Source organism: Novosphingobium barchaimii LL02, assembly GCF_001046635.1.
Taxonomy (GTDB): domain Bacteria; phylum Pseudomonadota; class Alphaproteobacteria; order Sphingomonadales; family Sphingomonadaceae; genus Novosphingobium; species Novosphingobium barchaimii.
This window is the reverse complement of the sequence record NZ_KQ130452.1, coordinates 95,335-112,350: the sequence shown is the minus strand read 5'-3', so window position 1 is coordinate 112,350 and position 17,016 is coordinate 95,335. Positions and strand designations below refer to the sequence as shown.

The 17,016-nt window shown below is 64.9% G+C and carries 17 protein-coding genes and 1 tRNA gene; 11 read left to right on the top strand and 7 right to left on the bottom strand.

Features of this window, described 5'->3' with window-relative positions; genetic code table 11:
- The first annotated feature begins 63 nt into the window (after positions 1 to 63).
- The gene (locus V474_RS00565) at positions 64 to 243 is read left to right on the top strand and encodes a Flp family type IVb pilin (protein WP_059149646.1); all 180 of its coding nucleotides are present in this window, start codon (positions 64 to 66) and stop codon (positions 241 to 243) included.
- A gap of 302 nt (positions 244 to 545) precedes the next feature.
- Here the strand turns inward: V474_RS00565 and V474_RS00560 are convergent, their stop codons facing one another.
- On the bottom strand, positions 546 to 1,859 hold the full coding sequence (locus V474_RS00560) for a DNA-directed RNA polymerase (RefSeq protein ID WP_059149645.1): 1,314 nt from the start codon (positions 1,857 to 1,859) through the stop codon (positions 546 to 548).
- A 13-nt stretch (positions 1,860 to 1,872) separates the two neighbouring features.
- Positions 1,873 to 2,037, bottom strand: a complete 165-nt coding sequence (locus V474_RS25995) for a hypothetical protein (protein ID WP_169794980.1) — start codon at positions 2,035 to 2,037, stop codon at positions 1,873 to 1,875.
- 427 nt (positions 2,038 to 2,464) lie between these two features.
- On the opposite strand from V474_RS25995, the gene V474_RS25990 reads away from it, so the two are divergent.
- The gene (locus V474_RS25990; protein WP_169794979.1) at positions 2,465 to 2,623 is read left to right on the top strand and encodes a hypothetical protein; all 159 of its coding nucleotides are present in this window, start codon (positions 2,465 to 2,467) and stop codon (positions 2,621 to 2,623) included.
- A 69-nt stretch (positions 2,624 to 2,692) separates the two neighbouring features.
- On the opposite strand, the gene sppA is transcribed toward V474_RS25990, so the two are convergent.
- Positions 2,693 to 4,606, bottom strand: a complete 1,914-nt coding sequence (gene sppA, locus V474_RS00555) for a signal peptide peptidase SppA (RefSeq protein ID WP_059149644.1) — start codon at positions 4,604 to 4,606, stop codon at positions 2,693 to 2,695.
- 310 nt (positions 4,607 to 4,916) lie between these two features.
- Here sppA and V474_RS00550 point away from each other — a divergent pair, with 310 nt between their 5' ends.
- Entirely contained in the window at positions 4,917 to 5,897 is a 981-nt protein-coding gene (locus tag V474_RS00550) for an aspartate carbamoyltransferase catalytic subunit (RefSeq protein WP_059149643.1), read from the top strand.
- Entirely contained in the window at positions 5,894 to 7,147 is a 1,254-nt protein-coding gene (locus V474_RS00545) for a dihydroorotase (protein WP_059149642.1), read from the top strand. Before V474_RS00550 ends, V474_RS00545 begins: the two co-directional genes overlap by 4 nt.
- Before the next feature lie 160 nt (positions 7,148 to 7,307).
- Here the strand turns inward: V474_RS00545 and V474_RS00540 are convergent, their stop codons facing one another.
- Together V474_RS00540 and V474_RS00535 are read right to left on the bottom strand one after the other, a co-directional pair.
- On the bottom strand, positions 7,308 to 8,585 hold the full coding sequence (locus V474_RS00540; protein ID WP_059149641.1) for an SPOR domain-containing protein: 1,278 nt from the start codon (positions 8,583 to 8,585) through the stop codon (positions 7,308 to 7,310).
- Between the two features lie 16 nt (positions 8,586 to 8,601).
- Positions 8,602 to 9,324 (bottom strand): ParA family protein, encoded by a 723-nt coding sequence (locus tag V474_RS00535; RefSeq protein WP_059150699.1) that lies wholly within the window; start codon positions 9,322 to 9,324, stop codon positions 8,602 to 8,604.
- 255 nt (positions 9,325 to 9,579) lie between these two features.
- On the opposite strand from V474_RS00535, the gene V474_RS00530 reads away from it, so the two are divergent.
- From V474_RS00530 to V474_RS00510, 5 genes are all read left to right on the top strand, one after another.
- Complete coding sequence (locus tag V474_RS00530; protein WP_059149640.1) at positions 9,580 to 10,701, top strand: SPOR domain-containing protein; 1,122 nt, start codon at positions 9,580 to 9,582, stop codon at positions 10,699 to 10,701.
- A complete protein-coding gene (locus V474_RS00525; RefSeq protein ID WP_082699543.1) occupies positions 10,680 to 11,966 on the top strand; it encodes a DUF418 domain-containing protein in 1,287 nt (428 codons plus the stop codon). Before V474_RS00530 ends, V474_RS00525 begins: the two co-directional genes overlap by 22 nt.
- Positions 11,967 to 12,031: 65 nt before the next feature.
- On the top strand, positions 12,032 to 12,226 hold the full coding sequence (locus V474_RS26445; protein WP_059149639.1) for a (2Fe-2S)-binding protein: 195 nt from the start codon (positions 12,032 to 12,034) through the stop codon (positions 12,224 to 12,226).
- 61 nt (positions 12,227 to 12,287) lie between these two features.
- Positions 12,288 to 12,767, top strand: coding sequence for a bacterioferritin (bfr, locus tag V474_RS00515; protein ID WP_059149638.1), 480 nt, complete (start codon positions 12,288 to 12,290; stop codon positions 12,765 to 12,767).
- Positions 12,768 to 12,871: 104 nt separating this feature from the next.
- Positions 12,872 to 14,029 carry an AI-2E family transporter gene (locus tag V474_RS00510; RefSeq protein WP_059149637.1) on the top strand — a complete coding sequence of 386 codons (1,158 nt, stop codon included), beginning with the start codon at positions 12,872 to 12,874 and terminating at the stop codon, positions 14,027 to 14,029.
- Positions 14,030 to 14,142: 113 nt separating this feature from the next.
- On the opposite strand, the gene der is transcribed toward V474_RS00510, so the two are convergent.
- Positions 14,143 to 15,522 carry a ribosome biogenesis GTPase Der gene (gene der / locus V474_RS00505; protein WP_059149636.1) on the bottom strand — a complete coding sequence of 460 codons (1,380 nt, stop codon included), beginning with the start codon at positions 15,520 to 15,522 and terminating at the stop codon, positions 14,143 to 14,145.
- A 354-nt stretch (positions 15,523 to 15,876) separates the two neighbouring features.
- Here der and V474_RS00500 point away from each other — a divergent pair, with 354 nt between their 5' ends.
- A complete protein-coding gene (locus tag V474_RS00500) occupies positions 15,877 to 16,518 on the top strand; it encodes a CHAP domain-containing protein (RefSeq protein ID WP_407938304.1) in 642 nt (213 codons plus the stop codon).
- Between the two features lie 33 nt (positions 16,519 to 16,551).
- Here the strand turns inward: V474_RS00500 and V474_RS00495 are convergent, their stop codons facing one another.
- Positions 16,552 to 16,854 carry a DUF3297 family protein gene (locus V474_RS00495; protein ID WP_043976349.1) on the bottom strand — a complete coding sequence of 101 codons (303 nt, stop codon included), beginning with the start codon at positions 16,852 to 16,854 and terminating at the stop codon, positions 16,552 to 16,554.
- Positions 16,855 to 16,931: 77 nt separating this feature from the next.
- Between V474_RS00495 and V474_RS00490 the strand changes: the two genes are divergently transcribed.
- Positions 16,932 to 17,006 (top strand) — tRNA-Val (locus V474_RS00490).
- The last annotated feature ends 10 nt before the right edge of the window (positions 17,007 to 17,016 follow it).

The window sequence follows — 17,016 nt, the reverse complement described above, 5'->3', positions numbered from 1 at the left end:
AGACATGCATTCAGCGGGGCTCGATGAGTGCCGCTCGGGTAACATCGGGATACGGAGATTATAATGCGCTTCATCAAAAAGCTGCGTCGCAACGAAAAGGGCGCCACTGCTATCGAGTACGGCCTCATCGCGGCTCTCATCGCTGTCGCGGCCATCGCAGCCATGCAGGGCATGGGCGAACAGCTTAAGGCGACCTTCACCAAAACCTCTACAGAGATGGCAAAAGGCGTGGCTGGCAACTAATTTGCAGACTGCATGGCGCCGTCTCCTGGCTCCTGCAGTGTACCAAAGGAGGCGCAGAGGATAGCAAATTCTTTGCCCTCCTAAACTCGACAAGCGGAGTCTCTCCCGTTAGTTGAGATGTAGTCGAAGCGTGTCTCTGCGCATCGACTATGTACCCAAAAGTGACGAGCGCGATCTAAGCAGTCTCCGCTCGGAGCGACATTAGAGGGTTGCAGGAGTCTCTCCCTGTTCTCTCTACAACTGAAGCGGCGGAAAGGTTTCGTAGACCATTCCGCCGCTTTTTGCTTTTCGGGGAGAGCGCGCTAAAGCTCCAGAGGAGCAGCGTCGTCCGTTTCCCATGGCGGGATGCTGCCGCGCTTGTAGCCACCGCCGCCCTCTTCGCGGTCCCCGTAGTAGTCCTCGGGGAGGTCACGTTCGACGAGCTGGCCGGAGCCGACGTCGTAGTGCAGGGTCAACGTGGCGCCGTTATAGCGTCCCGTGTATCGGTCCTTCACGCAGCGCAGGATCGAGTAGTTCCGGTATTCCGGGACCTCGTGCTGGGTGTTGCGCTCCAGGCCGAATGAGTAGTGCGGGAAGGCACCCATGGCCCGCGAGCCCTTGAAGTGCCGGAGGCTCACCTGACCACCCTCCTCGTGCGGTTTCCCGTCCGGGGTGGCGAGGTGGCAGAGCAGCATGATGATGATGCCCAGCTCCTGACACAGGAGGGCCATGCGCTTGATGATGCCCTCGACGGACGCCCTCTCGTTGGTCTCGTCGACCAGGGCCGTCATGTTGTCGAGATACACGACCTTCACGCCTTCGGAGATGACCAGGTAGAGGTGCGCCGCCAGCTCGCCCATCGCCACCTTGTCGCCCAAGGGACGCATCAGGTCGGCCATGTGCTGGTCGCGCATCCCGAACCGGGCCGATCCATAGAAGTAGGTCATCACGTTCCGCTTCACTTCGGAGCGACCGAAGCCATTGTCGAGAATGATCTGGCTCGTCACGTCGCCCTGGGCCGCAGCGGCCTGGAGGGTCGGAACGGCCTGATCGGCGGTCACTTGGTAGATGTCGCCCACGTCGGGCCGGGGGAGCAGATTGACGTGGAAGGCCTCCTCCTCCGACCGGGTGATGGCCGAGTAGTGCTGGAGGCCCGAGCAGGACCCGTCAGCCGCGCCCGCGATGGTCGAGACGAACTCGGGGTCGAAGCCGCTCTCGTACCACTCGGTGTACTCGAAGCACGCCTGGAGGAAGCAGAAGGGGCTGTCGGCTTCCGTCCACCAGTCCACCATTGCCTCCGGGTCCATGACCGTGGCGATGATCTTGTCGTGGTTCTCGTCCACCCAGGCCTCGCGGGCGTCGAAAGGCTTCTTGCTCATCTTCCCGAAGTCGCCGCAGTTGGCTAGGTGGATTTTGAGCCAGCGCCCGCCGTCAGGTCCCAGCGCCACGCCGTCGGCGAAACGGAAGAGCGCCTTCATGTGGTCGCTGCGCTGGTGGTTGAAGTAGGGCACGGCGTAGGTGCGGCCACGGAAGTCCAGCGAGTGGGGCATGTAGAAGGCCTCATGCGTTGCCAGCTCATTGGCCACCGCGATGTCGTTGGTGAACGTGGTTGCGTCCACACCCTGGGCCTTGATCACGAGGCTGACGGCCCTACGCTGCCTTGAGCGGGCGAGGCGCTCCTCCTTCGACATAGCCGACCAGGTTTCCCCGCTTCACGTCGGCCAACGTCCTGGCCGTAAAACGATCCCGTCCGTCCTGGAGGGTCTGCGCTTCGAGGGCCTGCTGGGCGAGATTTGCGGCGTTGGAAAGGTTCATCACTAGCTCCATTTTTGGCCTCGCTTATGTGGGATCATTGCCGATGGTGGATAGTCATCATGCGGCAAGTGTTCAATGAGGATGGGTGGACAAGCCTGTGGAAAACGCAATGAGGGGGCGCACCCCCGTTACGGTACCAGTGCGCCCCCTCAAGGGTTTGTCAGCGATGTAAAGAAAAGCCCGGACTTGCGCGGTGTGGATAGTCCCGCATCGGGTAACATTCCACAATTGGCAACTGTCACCTAAAACCAGCGCGTCTACCAATTCCGCCACGCCCGCATGAGAGAAGCCGAAAACTCAAGGGACGGGCCCTTATAGGCCCGCGCGAAAAAGGGCAAGACCGCTGATTCGCATGGGCTTGAACAGCATGTCAGCAGTGCCCACTTCGAGAGGGGAGACGGGGCGAGTTTACGGAGCGAAAACAACCATGGCCACCCAGCCAGCCGACAATCCGGGCGATACGCCCGTAGAGTTCCCCACGCCCACAGATCCGGGCGCTCCGGGCGGGCCTGACGAAAGCCCCGCGCCGGGTCCGGACTACGACCAGCCTAGCGAAGCGCCGGTGGAACTGCCGCCGCCGGATTGAGGTATATCTATGGAAACCGTCGTCCCGGGCCTGGTCCGGCACGACGGTATTCTCCTTCCGCTTACTTCGTTACTTCCACCCTGCCAACCGCGCGAGAAGCGCCAGCGCCGAACTCTCGCCCGGTGCGTTCGCGGGCTTGCGATAGTCGGGGCGATAGTCGGGCGCCATCGCGCATTCGAGGCACATTGCCTGCACGCCTCGCTTCGCCAGCAGCGCATCGAGTCGGGTCACAGCCTGACCCATTTCCAGCCGCTGGCGCGTCGCCACCATGCCGGCGAAGTCATAGGCCGCCGCCTGCTCCTGCGAGCCCGAGGTCAGCCCTTCCAGCAGGGCGCTGAACGAATCCGGGGTGTCCTGGATATAGGCGGCGTGCCACTTGCCATTGCCCACGCCGCCCAGCTTGGCGGCATAGGCGAGCGCATCGTGCAATGTGCCCATCTGGTCCACCAGGCCGATGCGCTGCGCTTCACTGCCGGGCCAGACGCGCCCTTGCGCGATCTGGTCGACCTGCTGCGGCGTCTTGCCGCGTGCCTTGCCGACCACGCCCAGGAACTTGCCGTAGATGCTCTCCACCGAGCTTTGCAGCATGCCGTCGACCTCGGGGGTCAGGCCTCCGAAAAGGTCCGGCTGCCCCGAAAGGCCAGTGGTGCGCACGCCGTCGCTGGTCACGCCGTAGTCCGCCAGCGTCTTTTCGAAGCTGGTGATGACCGCGAAGACACCGATCGACCCGGTGATCGTCGCCGGTTCTGCAAAGACCCGCTGACCCGGCGTCGACACCCAGTATCCGCCGCTCGCCGCCATGGTGCCCATCGAGACGACGACTGGAATCTTCGCATCGCGCCAGCGCATGATCGCACGGCGAATCCGCTCCGACGCCATCACCGAGCCGCCGGGCGAATCGATACGCACCACCAACGCCTTGTACTTCTGGTCGATATTGTCATCGAGCAGCGCGGCAATGCGGTCGCCGCCTGCCGTGCCCGGCCCTGCATCGCCGTCGACGATCTCGCCGGCGATGGTGATGACACCGATCTTGTCGCCCTCCGCCTTCTCGGGGTTGGCGGCGAGCCAGGTGGCGAGGCCGGTGTGGGCGTAGTCCGGCGCATCGTCCCTGCCCGGCCGCGCGACGCTGGTTTCGCCGGCGATCTCGGTGACGCGCTTCTCGAACTCGGTCTTGTCGCCGATACGGTCGACGAGGCCGGCCTTTTTCGCCGCCTCCGCCATGTCGCCGCCCAATGCCTTGATCCATGCCACTGGATCGGCGGTCATGCGGTCAAGCTGCGCCTTGGGCCGGGCCTTGGCGATTTCGCCGCGATACGCGGCCCACTGCGCGTTGAGCACGCCCGCAAAGTCCTCACGCGCCTCGGGCGAAAGGTCGGAGCGCAGGTACGGCTCCACCGCGCTCTTGTACGTGCCGACGCGGTAGACGTGAGCGTTCACCTTGAACTTGTCGAACAGGCCCTTGTAGAATTGCATGTTGCCGCCCGGCCCGGCCACGAAAGCGCCGCCCATGGGATCGACCCAGGCCTCGCTGGCGTGGGCGGCAAGCTGGGCGCCGTCATCGGCGTAGGCATTGGCGAAAGTCAGCACCGGCTTGCCGGCCTTGCGCACTTCGTCGATGGCCGCGCCGATGTCGCGCAAATGCACGTAGCGCCCGCCAAGGAAGCGCGACAGGTCGAGGACGACGACCTTGATCCGCTTGTCGGCGGCGGCAAGGCGCAAGGCCCGCTCCACGTCGCGGGCCTGGAATTCATGGGACGAAGCCCCGCCCGCCATCAGCAGCGCTACGGGGTCAGCCTGGCTCTTTTCCTCGACGATCGTGCCGTCCAGCGCGAGCAGCAGCGCGCCGTCCTCGACCCGGCCCGGCGCAGGGCGCGCGGAGAGCGCGGCGTAGACGATACCGAAGAACATCAGCAGGAACAGGAGCGCCATGACGTCCTTCACCGCGACGAGCAGCTTCCAGACCTTGCTTGCGAATCTCATGAATTGACCTGCCTTTCGAAAAGCAGCCTTACCTGCTGCGGCGCGGTGTAGGAAAGGGGCGGATCGCGATGGGGTTCCAGACATGTGTGTAGTCCTCATCCTTCGACAAGCTCAGGATGAGCGGAGTGGTGTTTTCGGATGATCCGAGTGGGTCTCCAAGGTCAGCGTGACGCGCGGCGGAATACCGCGCTCAACCCCCGCTCAGGCTGAGCTTGTCGAAGCCCCCGCAGCCCCCACACGACAAACGCCGTGCACATCCCGCCATACCCCCTTGAGCCGAGCGCCCCCCACGCCTAAGGCATGGTCTTTAATGACACCCCCAGAATATACATATCCGGACGGCGCTCTCGCCTTCCCGCATCGCGGCCTTGTGGGCATCGCGGGCCTTGCCCCGCACGAGATCTGGTTCCTGCTCGACGAGGCGGAACAGTGGGTCGAGATGAACCGGGGGGCGCAGAAGCGGCGCGAGCTGCTTTCCGGCCTCACCATCATCAACGCCTTCTTCGAAAACTCGACGCGCACGCTGCTGAGCTTCGAGATCGCCGGCAAGCGCCTCGGCGCCGATGTGGTCAACATGGCCGTCGCCAATTCCAGCGTGAAGAAGGGCGAGACCCTGATCGACACGGCGATGACGCTCAACGCCATGCGCGCCGATGCGATCGTCATACGCCATGCCTCCTCGGGCGCGGTGGCGCTGATCGCCGGGAAGGTGGACTGCCCGGTGCTCAACGCCGGTGACGGCCAGCACGAGCATCCCACTCAGGCTCTGCTGGATGCGCTGACGATCCGCCAGGCCAAGCGCGCCTTTAACGGCCTGCGGGTGACCATATGCGGCGATATCCTGCATAGCCGCGTCGCCCGCTCGAACATCCTGTGCCTGGCCTCGCTGGGCGCAGAGGTGCGCGTCTGCGCGCCGCCTGCGCTGATGCCCGCCGATATCGAGCAGATGGGCGTGAAGGTGTTCCACGATTTCGACGCGGCGCTGAAAGGCGCCGACGTGGTGATGATGCTGCGCCTCCAGCTGGAACGCATGGAAGGCCAGTTCATCCCCTCCCCTCGCGAATATCGCCACCTTTACGGGCTGACGCTGGAACGGCTGGAAAAGGCCGAATCCAACGCACTGGTCATGCACCCCGGCCCGATGAACCGCGGCATCGAGATCGACAGCAACGTCGCCGATCTGATGGAACGCTCGATGATAACCACGCAGGTCGAAATGGGAGTCGCCATCCGCATGGCCTGCCTCGACGTGCTGACCCGCAAGGGCCGCAAACAGGAAGGCTGGGCATGAGCCTTCACGCACCGCTCACCATCACCAACGGCCGCCTGCTGATGGCGGACGGCCGCATCGAAGCCGGCGCGATCCGCTGCGAGGCCGGTTTCATCACCGCCATCGGCGCGGACGTGCAGGCGCAGGACGGCGACACCGTTCACGATGCGCGCCGCAGCCTGATCGCACCGGGCCTTGTCGACATCGGCGTCTTCGCGATCGACAAGCCCGCCTTCCACTTCGGCGGCGTCACCCGCGCCGCGCTGATGCCCGACCAGAACCCGCCGCTCGACGTGCCGGCACGGGTGCGCTTCGCCGCGCAGTCGGGCAAGCCGGACTTCTGGGTCCACCCCCTGGCCGCCGCGACGCAGGGGCTTGGCGGCACCGCGCTGGCCGAGATCGCGATGATGCGCGATGCGGGCGCCCGCGCGGTGTGCACCGGGCGGCGCTGGGTCGGCGATTCGGGCACGATGCTGCGCCTGCTTCAGTACACCGGGATGCTGGGCATGACGGTCATCACCCATGCCGAGGACGCCGGGATCGTCGGCAATGCCGTCGCCACCGCCGGCGAGATGGCGACCCGGCTTGGTCTCCCCAGCGCTCCGGCACAGGCAGAGGCCCTCGCCATCTCCCGGGACATCGCACTGGCCGAGATGGCAGGAGCCGCCATCCACTTCCGCAACGTCACCACCGCCTCCGGGCTGGACCTCGTGCGCGGCGCGAAGGCACGCGGATTGAAGGTGACGGCGGGTGTCAGCCCGGCCTACTTCATGCTGTCGAACCTTGCGATCGGGGCGTTTCGCACCTTCACTCACCTCTCGCCCGCCCTGCGCTGCGAGGAAGACCGGCAGGCGGTGATAGCCGGCGTGGCGGACGGCACGATCGACATCGTCGCCTCCGGGCACGACCCCCGCGGGCCTGAGGACAAGCGCCTGCCCTTCGCCGATTCGGCGCCGGGCATGTCGGGTGCGGAAACGCTGCTGCCGCTGACGCTCAGCCTCGTGCGCGACGGCGTGATCGACATGGCCCGCGCCTTCGACCTGCTCGCCGCCAACCCTGCCCGCCTGCTGGGCGTCAATGCCGGACGGCTGGAAGTGGGCGCCGAGGCGGACATCGCCGTGGTCGACACCGAGCGCCCTTGGATTGTCAATTCCGACAAGATGGCCGCCAGCGCGGGCAACACCCCGTTCGACCGCCAGCCGGTGCAGGGCCGCGTCCTGGCGCTGTTCAAGGGCGGCGTGGTCGTACGCACCAAAAAGACGGCCGGATAGCGAAGGTTCGTCGACAGGCTCAGGGTGAGCGGGATCGGGGGAATTGCTTTCCGCCTCCGCTCATGCCGAGCTTGCCGAAGCACCCCCGCCAAAAGAAAACGGCCTTCCGCCCCAAAGGACGAAAGGCCGCGCAGCATTCACATGGAACGGCCGGACTGTGTCAGCGGCGCGCCTTGAGCGGGCCGCTGCCGCCGCCGGCCACTACGCCTTCAAGCTGGCGCCCCTCGGCATAGGCAAGGCACGCGCCGCCGCGCTGCTTCACGGTCGAGCACATGGTCTGTGCCGCGCCCCGGTCGAAGCCCACGGCGGCGACGCGAAAATAGCGCTGGCCCTGCACTTGCGCCTCGGTGATGCGCAGCGTGTGGTCCCGCAGACCCGGATCGCGGCGCTGGTAGATGACCCAAGCGCGCTTGGCGCCCTCCATCGTGCGGAATGATCCCAGCTGCACCGCATGGCCGCCGCCACGCGGCTGTTCTGCGCGGGCGGGCGGCTGGAAAGCACGCTCGATGCTGGTGCGCGCAGGCTTGGCAGTCGCACCCTTTACCGGCGCGGCAGGCGCCGGAGCAGCAGCCAGCATGGGCATCGGCGCGGCAGGCTCCGCCTGGCTGGCGCCCCAGAAACTCTCGCCCGTCGCGACCGCCGGAAGCTCCGCAGCGGGAGCGGGAGCGACAGGTGCCTCGGCCATCGCCCTGAGCGGCGCATGAGCGCCGCCGTTCAGCGCCAGCGCAGCGGGCTGGCCAGCGTCGACGGGCATCGGCGTGCCCAGCAGCCCGGCAACGCGGGCGCGAGATTGCTCGGGGCGACCATGGCTCGCCCATTCGCCGAGGCGGGCGTCGAGCTGGTCGGCCGGAACGTCCTGCGAAGCGATGATGCGTGCCTCGCCCCAGCGCCCGTCGAGCGCGTAGGCATAGGCCAGGTTCTGGCGCACCTTGGGATTGTTTTCACCCCCGCGCAGCGCGTCGGACAGGATCGCCACGGCCTGCGCCGGCTGTCCCGCCAGAGCCACGGCAAGGCCGAAATCGCCCGCTGGAATCTGATCGCGCCAGCGCGCCAGAACGCCCAGGGCATCTTCGCTGCGACCCGAACCAACATAAGCGAGGGCAAGGCTCAGCCCCGTGCGCGGGCTGTTGTCACCCAGCGACACGGCATCCTCGAATGTGGTGGTGGACGAGGTGAAACGGCCGGCAGCAAGGTAAAGCTGCGCCAGATCCGCGCGCGCCGACGCGTTGTCCGGCGACTTGGCGACGCGCGCCTCCGCCCGGGCGATTGCCCGTTCGGAGGTGCCCTCGCCCTGCCCCGCAGCGGACGCCTGCGCACGCGGCGCAGCGCCTGTGCTGGCGATCGAGGGCTGGCCCGAGCAGCCCGCCAGAAGCGCGGCGACCATCGCCGAGCACAGAGTGAAGCCCGCATTCCGCGCAGTATTGCTGGAGCGTTCCATCTTGGTATTCCTCAATTCAGGACACGGTCACGCGGCGGCCGAAGCCGCCGACGGGGCGCAAGGCACCATGCGTCAAAGGCTGCCCGGGTGCGGGAGCGGCAAAAACGGTACGCCGGAAATTCTTCTCGAGCCGATCGGCGATGTAGTTCCACAAGGCCGTGACTTCGGCACAAGAGCGACCCTTGGGGTCGACTTCCATCACCGTGCGCCCATCGATCATCGAAGCTGCGAAATCGGTCCGCTGATGCAGCGTGACCGGGGCAACGGTGCCGTGTTGCGACAGCGCGACAGCGGCCTCGGCAGTGATTCGCGCCTTGGGCGTGGCGGCATTGACGACGAACAGCAGCGGCTTTCCCGAACGCTCGCACAAGTCAACCGTGGCGCCCACGGCGCGCAGGTCGTGCGGGCTGGGACGTGTCGGTACGACAACCAGTTCGGCCTGCTGGATAACAGTCTGGATCGCCAGCGTGATCGCCGGCGGCGTGTCGATCACCGCGAGCCGGAAGCCCTGCTCGCGCAAAACCTGGAGATCGCCGGCCAGCCGCGCCACGGTGGTCTGCGCGAAAGCGGGCATTGCCGCCTCGCGCTCGTTCCACCAGTCGGCCAGCGAGCCTTGAGGATCGATGTCGATAAGAACCACCGGCCCGGCACCCATGCGCTGCGCCTGCACGGCGAGATGGCCGGACAGGGTCGTCTTTCCCGAGCCGCCTTTCTGCGATGCCAAAGCTAGTACGCGCAAAACCAATACCCCCGGAAGCCATGCGATGGGCAAAGCTCGCCCAGGCCCGCAAACTTGGCAGATCGTTCCTAATTTACGGTTAATCGCGTAAGTGCAGGGGCAGAACCGCAAGGCCACTCATCCATGGCCCGTTAACGCTTCTGGGTTACGCCGATTTCCGGTGCGAAATGGGACCTTGCCGCGCTTCACGCTGGCGCGCTTCGCTTCATTGCGGTTACCATAGGACTTAAACGGGCTGAACCGGGCGACAACGACTTGAGCAAGAATCCTCCTCTCCTGCGTTCGGGCCTCCTGGCGCTTGCCGCTGCTGTACTGATTGCGCCTGCCGCCCACGCCGACGTGAAGGGCGGCGTCGATGCCTGGTCGGCCGGCGACTACGACGGCGCAATCCGCCAGTGGCAACCGCTGGCCGACAGAGGCGATCCCGATGCCGAATTCAACCTCGCGCAGGCATACAAGATGGGCCGCGGCGTGCCGATGGACCTCGGCAGGGCCGAAGACCTTTACGGCAAGGCTGCCGCGAAAGGCCACACCCAGGCGGCCGACAGCTACGGCCTGCTGCTGTTCCAGCGCGGTGAGCGCAATCGCGCCCTGCCCTATATCGAGGCTTCTGCCTCACGCGGCGACGCGCGGGCTCAGTACATCATGGGCATCGCGCATTTCAACGGCGACATGGTCAAGAAGGACTGGGTGCGTGCCTACGCGCTCGTCAGCCTCGCGCAGCAAGAGGGCCTGCCCCAGGCCGCCAATGCGCTGATCCAGATGGACCAGCACATCCCGCTGGCCGACCGACAGAAAAGCGTGAGCCTGGGCGCCCAGATCGCTGCGCAGGCTAAAGCCAACCGTCAGCGTCTCAACACCTCTGCCGAGTTGGGAACCCAGTTGGCCAGCGCGCCTTCCAAACCAACGCCCGCCCCTGAAATCGTCGAACCGCAAAGCGCGGTAAATCAGGCCGCCCGCGTCGCTGAGAGCACAAATCCTTCTGCCGCCGAGGGAAACCATACCCGCACCGCTGCCAAGGCCACGACGCCACGGCCAATGGTGACGGCCAAGCCCGAAGCGCCGAAACCCGCACCGACGCGCACGGCCGCACTCTCGACCGCTCCCAAGCGACCAGCAACCATGCCCAAGCCGGCGCCCGCGGCAAATGGCCCATGGCGTGTGCAGCTTGGCGCCTTTGGCGTGGCCAGCAATGCCGACGCGCTCTGGGCAAAAGTTAAGGGTCGGCCCGAAATGGCTGGCCATGCCAAGGCACTGGCGCCCGCCGGCAGGCTGAGCAAACTACAGGCCACCGGCTTCGCCTCGAAGGCCGACGCCGATGCCGCCTGCGCACGCCTTTCCGCCGGTGGTTTCGGGTGCCTGTCAGTCAGGGACTGACCCCGGACGACATTCCCGCGCCGGACGCCGACGAGGCGCTTCCGGCCCCTCTGCCGCGCCTCGCGACGCTAGACCTGATTCGCGGCGTTGCGGTTCTGGGCATCCTGACTATCAACATCGCCGGATTTGCCGGGCCGATGATTTCCTCGACCACGCCCAACCTGCCCTGGCCGGTCGGCCCGCTCGACGAGGCGGCCTACGCCTTCAATTTCCTGTTCTTCGAAGGAAAGATGCGGGCGCTGTTCTCACTGCTTTTCGGCGCCGGCCTGGTGCTGTTCTACGAGCGCACCGAAGCTGCGGGGCGCGACGGCGACTTGCAACAACTGCGGCGGCTGGGCTGGCTGCTGCTACTGGGTATATTGCATTATCTATTGCTGTGGTGGGGCGATATCCTCTTTGTCTACGCCGCCTGCGGGATCGCCGCCTTGCTTCTGCGGCCGCTGAGCAACCGCGCGATGCTGGGCATGGCGCTGGGTCTCTATTACGGCTGGCACGTGTGGGGGATGCTCGATTCGGCTGCTGCCATCACCGCTGAGACCGCCGTGCGCCAGCATCTCGCCGGACCTGCACAGATCAGCCTGTTCACTGAACGAATCGAGCCGATGCACGCCTGGGCCGCGCAGGAACTGCGCGAGGCCCGGCTAGGCTACCTTGACCTGATCCACATCAAGCTGGCCCAGCGCCCGTTCTGGCAGGTCCAGATGATCTCGGGCGTGTTTTCAGAAACGCTGCCGCTTATGCTGATCGGCATGGTGGCCTATCGCAGGGGCTTCTTCGACGGGCGCCTGCCACGCCGCCAGCTTGCGGAGTTATCGTTCACCTGCACCTTCGCCGGTTTCGCGCTGACGGCGATGTTCCTTGCCTGGGCCTGGCAGCGCCATTTCCCCCCCGTGGCGATGAACGCCGCGCTTGTCTGGGGTCTGGCGATGCCGCACCTGCTGGGCGGCTGCGGCTATGCAGGGCTGCTGGTGCTGGCCGCGCCGCGCCTTGCCTCCACCCGAATCGGCCGCCGCCTGACCGCCGCCGGACGGATGGCCTTCAGCAATTACGTGCTGACCAGCCTGGTCATGACATTCGCATTCTACGGCTGGGGTCTCGGCCTGTTCGGCACCGTCGGACCGCTGGCGCAATGGGGCTTCGTCGTCGCCGGATGGACGCTGATGCTGGCGTGGAGTCCGATATGGCTGCGACATTTCCGTCGCGGCCCGCTGGAATGGCTCTGGCGATCGCTGGTCGAGCACAGCGTTCTCGCGAACCGCCTCTAATCAAAAAAGGCTATTGCGATCTATTCGCACTCGCATATATTGGAGGGCATAGAGAGGATTCGCTTATGTACGTGTGCATCTGCAATGCCATCCGGGAAACCGAACTTCGCTGCGCCGCAAGGCGTTGCCGTGGCAGTGCCGAAGCCATTTACGGCGCCTTGGGCAGAACCCCTCAATGCCGCCAGTGCCTCGACGAGGCGGATGATATCATCGCTGACGAACATTCGTCGGCCGGAATGGGAATTGCCGCAGCCGCCTGACTTGCCCTGACCTGACAGTTTCGCCTATACGCCGCGGCTCACTTAGAGGAGTTTCCGCGCGATGAATGGCGACCAGAAGGTCATCGAGTTTCTCAACAAGGCCCTGTTCAACGAACTGACCGCGATCAACCAGTACTGGCTGCATTACCGCATGCTGGACAACTGGGGCATCAAGAAACTTGCCGAGTACGAACGTCACGAATCGATCGACGAGATGAAGCACGCTGACGTGCTCGCGGATCGCATCCTGTTCCTCGGCGGTCTTCCCAACTTCCAGTCGCTCGGCAAGCTGCGCATCGGCGAAACCGTCGAAGAAATCCTGCGCGCCGACCTCGCGCTCGAACACGATGCCCTGCCGATGCTGCAGGACGCAATCGCCCACGCCGAAACGGTGCGCGATTTTGTCAGCCGCGAGATCTTCGCACGCATCCTCGAGAGCGAGGAAGAGCATGTCGATTTCCTCGAAAAGCAGTTCGACATGATCGAACGCATGGGTATTCAGAACTACTGCCAGCTGCAGAGCAAGCCGGCGGAAAGCTGATCCCAGGCCCTCTGCACCAATGGTGCGGGAACCTGCCCTCCTCTCAGGCCTTGTGCCTGCGAGGGGCGGCCGGGTGCCGTGCCTGACACGTCCAGGGGGAAAGAATGAATTCACCGCGCCCGCAATCACAGGGCCTGCAAACCGAGGACATCGGCTTCGCCGTCCTCGTCGTTTTGATCTCCATCGCCGCCGCTTACCTGCTTGCGCCGTATTTCGGCGCCGTATTGTGGGGCGTAGTCGCGGCGATCATGTTCCAGCCTCTTACCGCCAATCTCACCGAGCGGCTCAACGGGCGGAAGAATCTGGCGACCTCGATCGTCCTGTTCGGGCTGATCGCACTCTTCGTGGTTCCCACGATCCTGCTCGGCATCAACATCGCGAATGAAGCGACCGCGATCTACGGCAAGGTCAGCAGCGGCCAGATCGACGTCGGTCGCATCTTCCAGCAAATTCTCAACGCCCTGCCGGATCGCATTCGCGGCATGGTCGACGAATACGGCCTGACCGATCTGGAGAACATCCGCCGACAATTCGGCTCCAGCATCACCAGCGGTTTGCAGACCGTGGCTGGCCGGGCGCTGACCGTGGGCCAGGGCGCGCTCAGCTTCGTCGCCGCGCTGGGCGTGATGCTATACCTCAGCTACTTTCTGCTGCGCGACGGCCAGCGCTATGGCGACATGGTCCGCACCAGCCTGCCGCTCCACGTCGAAACGCGCGATGCGCTGATCGACAACTTCCTGCTGGTAGTCCGTGCGACGATGCGCGGCACCGTGGTCGTGGCTGTAGTCCAAGGCGTCCTGGGCGGACTGCTGTTCTCAGTGCTGGGGATCGAGGGCGCGCTGATCTGGGGCGTGCTGATGGGCTTCTTCTCGTTGCTCCCGGCCGTCGGCACTGCGATCATCTGGGTGCCCGCCGCGATCTACCTTTTCGCCACCGGCGATACGATAAAGGCCGGTATCGTGGTGTTCTGCGGCGTGTTCATCATCGGCATGGTCGACAACGTACTGCGCCCGATCCTGGTCGGCCGCGACACGCGCCTGCCAGACTTCGTGGTATTGATCGCGACTCTTTCGGGGTTGGAACTGTTCGGGCTCAACGGCTTCATCATCGGCCCGGTAATCGCGGCGCTGTTCATTGCCGTATGGAACCAGCACCGCGATCGCCGGCAGGCCAAGGCCGACGTGGCAGGATCACCGATCCCGCCGCAGACGAAGGTAAACGCCGAGCGCGCAGCCGAAGAAGCCGTAGCGCATCCGTCCTGACAACCCTTCGACACGCTCGGGGTGAGCGCGGGGGAAGGTCAAAGCCTACCCCCGCCATGATCGTTTAAACCATCATCCGCTCATGCTGAGCTTGTCGAAGCATCACACCCCGATCAGTCCTTCGCGAATGGGTTCTTCGCGCTCCGCAGGTTCATGCGAATCGGCACCGATTCGAAACCGAGGTTCTTGCGCATCCCGTTGATGAGATAACGCTTATAGCTCTCCGGCAGCAGGTCGAGGCGCGTACCGAATACCACGAAGCCCGGAGGACGGGTTTTGGCCTGCGTGATATAGCGCAGCTTGATCCGCTTGCCGCCCGGCGCCGGCGGAGGGTTGGCAGAAAGCGCATCGTCGAACCAGCGGTTGAGCGCGGCGGTGGGCACGCGCTTGCTCCAGGCTTCGCGAATGGCGAAGCCCGCAGCGACCAGTTCGTCGAGCCCCTTGCCGGTCCGCGCCGAGACCGCCAGCAGCGGCACACCGCGAACCTGCGCCAGACCTTCATCCAGCGCGGCGCGAATGCCGTTGAACAGGCCCGAGGCGCCTTCGGCCACGTCCCACTTGTTGATCGCGATGATCAGCGCGCGGCCTTCTTCGAGCACCTTGGAGGCGATCGTCAGATCCTGATGCTCAAGCCCGCGCGTCGCATCCAGAAGCAGCACGACGACTTCGGCGAAATCGATCGCCAGCTTCGCATCGGCCACGGCCATGCGCTCCAGCTTCTCGACGACGTTGGCGCGCTTGCGCATGCCGGCGGTGTCGATCAGGTGCACTTCGCGCACGTTGCCGGTGGCGGGGTCGGTCCATTCCCAATTGACCGTGATCGAATCGCGGGTAATCCCCGCTTCCGGCCCGGTCAGCAGGCGATCTTCGCCCAGAATGCGGTTGATGAGCGTCGACTTGCCCGCGTTCGGACGGCCGACGATAGCCAATTTGAGCGGCTGGAGCAGACGCGATTCGTCGTCCATTTCCTCCTCGAACTCCGGCTCTTCAGGCTGGAGCGGGTCGAGGTAGGGCAGCAGCGATTCGAACAGGTCGGACATGCCGATGCCATGTTCGGCGGAAAACGGAATAGGATCGCCCAGGCCCAGCGAGTAGGCCTCCAGCACACCGCCCTCGCCCGCGCGGCCTTCGGCCTTGTTGACGAGCAGGATCACCGGCACCGGCGAGGCCCGCAGCCACTGCCCGATTTCCTCGTCGAGCGGGGTGAGGCCAGCGCGCGCGTCGACCACGAACAGGGCAACATCGGCGCTTTCCAGCGAGGCTTCGGTCTGCTTGCGCATCCGGCCCGGCAAAGTTTCGGCCTCCTCGTCCTCCCAACCGGCAGTATCGACGATCTGAAATTTCAGGCCGAGCAATTCGGCGTCGCCGAAGCGACGGTCACGTGTGACCCCCGGCTGATCGTCTACAAGCGCGAGCTTTTTGCCGATCAGGCGGTTGAACAGCGTGGACTTGCCGACGTTGGGTCGGCCAATGATGATGACTTGAGGAAGCATGATTCCCAGCGCATGGGGATTTCCTGCGGTCTTGGCAAGCTTTGCGCGATTCGCGAAGGCCTACTGTCATACCATAGCGCTGATGGATCGGCGCCCTGCCGCGATACGCGGCGGTGCGGAAAGTTCAGCCCGCGCGTTTCGACGCCGGTGGATCATCCTCCCAAACAACCCCGCACCATTGCTGGATTACAATCGTTTGTCAGTGATTTTTCCGGCTTTCCAAGCAGAAAACCGGAACAAAACCTTGCCCCGTGATTAACCAACCATGGCAGAAAGACACTAACCTTCGCAGGGCAAAAGGGCGGCATGAGGGTTTACCGCAAAGTAATCATTCTTGGGCTCGCCGCAGCGTCGATGACGCCCGCCAATGCCCGTCCCGCCATTGATGGCCTGACCGACAGCGCGGGCTCGATCACGGGTTCCGGCATCGATTCCCAGGCCGGGTCGGCGCTCGTCATACCCAAGGCTCCGGGGCACCTGGAATGCGTGCCTTATGCGCGCACCACCTCGGGCATTCAGATTTACGGCGATGCGCATACGTGGTGGAGCCAGGCCAAAAACCGCTATGCCACGGGGCACGCGCCTCGTGTCGGCGCGGTCATGGCGGTCCAGCCTTACAACAATTCACGCCTCGGCCATGTGGCGACGGTCAGCCGGATCGTCGATTCGCGCACGATTCTGCTCAGCCATGCGAACTGGTCGGTTCCCGGCAAGATCGAGCGCAATGTCACGGCGCTCGACGTGTCGCCGGCCAACGACTGGAGCCAGGTGCGCATCTGGTACGGACCCGCGCGCGGCCTGGGCACCACGCACTGGCCGGTTTCGGGCTTCATCTACAATGCCAAGCCCGGCACCGTGCGCGATCTGGGCAGCACCCGCCTCGCCGCAGCTGCCGCGCCGGTAAAGATGGCGCCGCTGAGGCCGGTTAAAATGGCGAAAAGCGCAAGCGCCCGCCGCAGCGACCCCATCGGCGCGATCATCGCCGGGGCCTATTGAAAAAACGCCGCGTCAGACGCGGCGTTTTGAAATTCAGTCCTTCTTGGCGACCGGGGCGCCGTCCCCGATGTCTTCGTACCATGCCTCGACCGGGCCCATGAGCTTGATCGTCAGCGCATTGCCGTGACGATCCATGGACTTGCCGGCCTGAACGCGAATCCACCCTTCCGAGATCGAGTATTCCTCGACATTGGTGCGCACGGTGCCCTTGAAACGGATACCGATGCCGCGCTGCAGCTTGTCCTGGTCGAAGAACGGGCTGCGCGGGTTGATCGCGAGGTGGTCGGGCGGCACGTCGGGGCCGCTCTGGACGGGCGTGGGGGTCTCTTCGGTCATGCCTGTGCGTTTAGATGGAGATCGGCGCTTGTCAATTCGATCTCAGTTGTCTAGGGGGCCGCTTCCGCACTGATAGCGGGCGCGTAGCTCAGTGGTAGAGCACACCCTTCACACGGGTGGGGTCGCAGGTTCAATCCCTGCCGCGCCCACCATCCTCCCCGG